The sequence below is a fragment of the Luteibacter sp. P4_D7_3 genome (assembly GCF_056401735.1).
Window position 1 is genome coordinate 1 of record NZ_JBFUIT010000517.1, and the last position, 1,684, is coordinate 1,684.

At 63.4% G+C, this 1,684-nt stretch carries 3 protein-coding genes; 1 reads left to right on the forward strand and 2 read right to left on the reverse strand.

Annotated features, from left to right (window positions below):
* Together AC1DSN_RS22230 and AC1DSN_RS22235 are read right to left on the reverse strand one after the other, a co-directional pair.
* Positions 1 to 751 (reverse strand): NAD(P)/FAD-dependent oxidoreductase (locus tag AC1DSN_RS22230; RefSeq protein ID WP_477332961.1); only part of this gene is annotated, 751 nt, incomplete at its 3' end.
* Positions 752 to 755: 4 nt separating this feature from the next.
* Positions 756 to 1,109 (reverse strand): RidA family protein, encoded by a 354-nt coding sequence (locus tag AC1DSN_RS22235; protein WP_477298143.1) that lies wholly within the window; start codon positions 1,107 to 1,109, stop codon positions 756 to 758.
* A gap of 96 nt (positions 1,110 to 1,205) precedes the next feature.
* On the opposite strand from AC1DSN_RS22235, the gene AC1DSN_RS22240 reads away from it, so the two are divergent.
* The coding region (locus AC1DSN_RS22240) for a M81 family metallopeptidase (protein ID WP_477332963.1) at positions 1,206 to 1,684 on the forward strand (479 nt) is incomplete at its 3' end.

The window sequence follows — 1,684 nt, forward strand, 5'->3', positions numbered from 1 at the left end:
AGTAGAACTGCTCGTCGATGTCGATCGTCATGGGCCAGCGGTCGGAGTCGCTACCGGCCGGCGCGTCGACCATGAAGGCGGTCCGCCGCAGTGGTTGAATCTTGATGGGTGCTGCACCGGCCAGGCCAGCGATCTCGTCAGTCCATGCGCCCGCTGCATTGATGAGGATCCTTCCGCGGAAGACGCCGGCGTCCGTGCCGACGATCCATGCATCGTCCTTCCGCTCGATCGACGTAACCCCGGCGTTGTTGACCAGTCTTCCACCGCGGTCGCGTAGCCATCGCAGGTAGCCCTGGTGCAGGGCGTGGACGTCCACGTCCTGCGCATCGGGCTCGTAGACCGCGGCCGCGACATAATCGTCGCGCAGGCTTGGCGACAGCGCACGGGCCTCGACCGCGTCCACCCGCCGCGTGCCGGCGGCCACGTCCGGCAAAGACGCGAACGTATCCAACGCAGTCAGCTGCCCGACGGTCGCGACGTAGAGCGCACCACGTGGGGATACCAGGGAAGCGCCGGCGAACCCCGCCGGTGGATTGAAAAGAAAGGGTCGACTGGCGCGGCTCAAGGCGCGGATGGACGCGCTTCCGTAGATCTCCGAGAACAGTGCCGCCGATCGGCCTGTCGCGTGGTAGCCGGGTTGACTCTCCCGCTCCAGCACCAACACGCTTGCATGTTGCGCAAGGTTGGCCGCCGCCGATGCTCCGGCGATGCCTCCTCCGACGACGACGATGTCGAACAACGCGTCCTTCATGGACTTAGCTCTCCTTTGACGTCCGGGAAGCGATGGCTTCGATCTCCACCAACGCGTCAGGCAGCGCGAGGCCGCTGATCACCGTGGACCGTGCGGGCTTGTGCGAGCCGAAGTAGCTCGCGTAGGCGTCGTTGAACGCGGCGAAATCACTTTCATGGCGTAACCAGATGGTGCACTTCACGACGTCGGACAACGCCAGTCCGGCATCGCGCAGCACGCTTTCCAGGCGTTCCAGGCAGCGGCGTGTCTGGATGGTGGCGTTCCCCGTGATCGCGCCTGCATCGTCGAAAGCGAGCTGGCCCGAAAGGAATACGAGGGAACCGGTATCGACGAAGGGGCTGAGGTGCGGAGCGGTCATGAGGCATCCCGTAAGGTGTGCATATAACAAAGAACACTGTTGGATATATCTATAACATACATGGGATACTCGCAGCTACACGAACGGGAAGGGCTCATGCGCATCTTCGTTGCAGGTATCTCCACCGAAACCAACACGTTCGCCCCATGGCCGACGGGATGGCGAGGATTCGAAGAGGGCGGCCTCTTCCGCGGCACGGCCAGTGATGCTGATAGCGGAACGAACGGCTTGGTGGCAAGGCGCTTCAGGGAGCTCGCATCGACCGACGGCCACGATGTCGTCGAGGGACTGTTTGCCAACGCCGAGCCTTCGGGACCGACCGTCCAGCACGTATGGGAGAGTCTGCGCGACGAGATGGTTTCGCAGGTGCACGCGGATGGTCCCTTCGACATCATCCTGTTGCTACTGCATGGTGCGATGGTCGCTACGAACTGCGACGACTGTGAGGCCGATCTGGTCACTCGCTTACGAGCGACTTGCGGCCCGGCGACGACGATAGGCGTGGAGCTGGATCCGCATTGCCATCTCTCCCAGACGCTGGTCGACGCTGCGGACGCCGTGATCCTGCTCAAGGA

Bases quoted from the DNA above. Each gene is read 5' to 3' on its own strand.
- AC1DSN_RS22235 (WP_477298143.1), bottom strand. From the start codon at position 1,109: ATGACCGCTCCGCACCTCAGCCCCTTCGTCGATACCGGTTCCCTCGTA.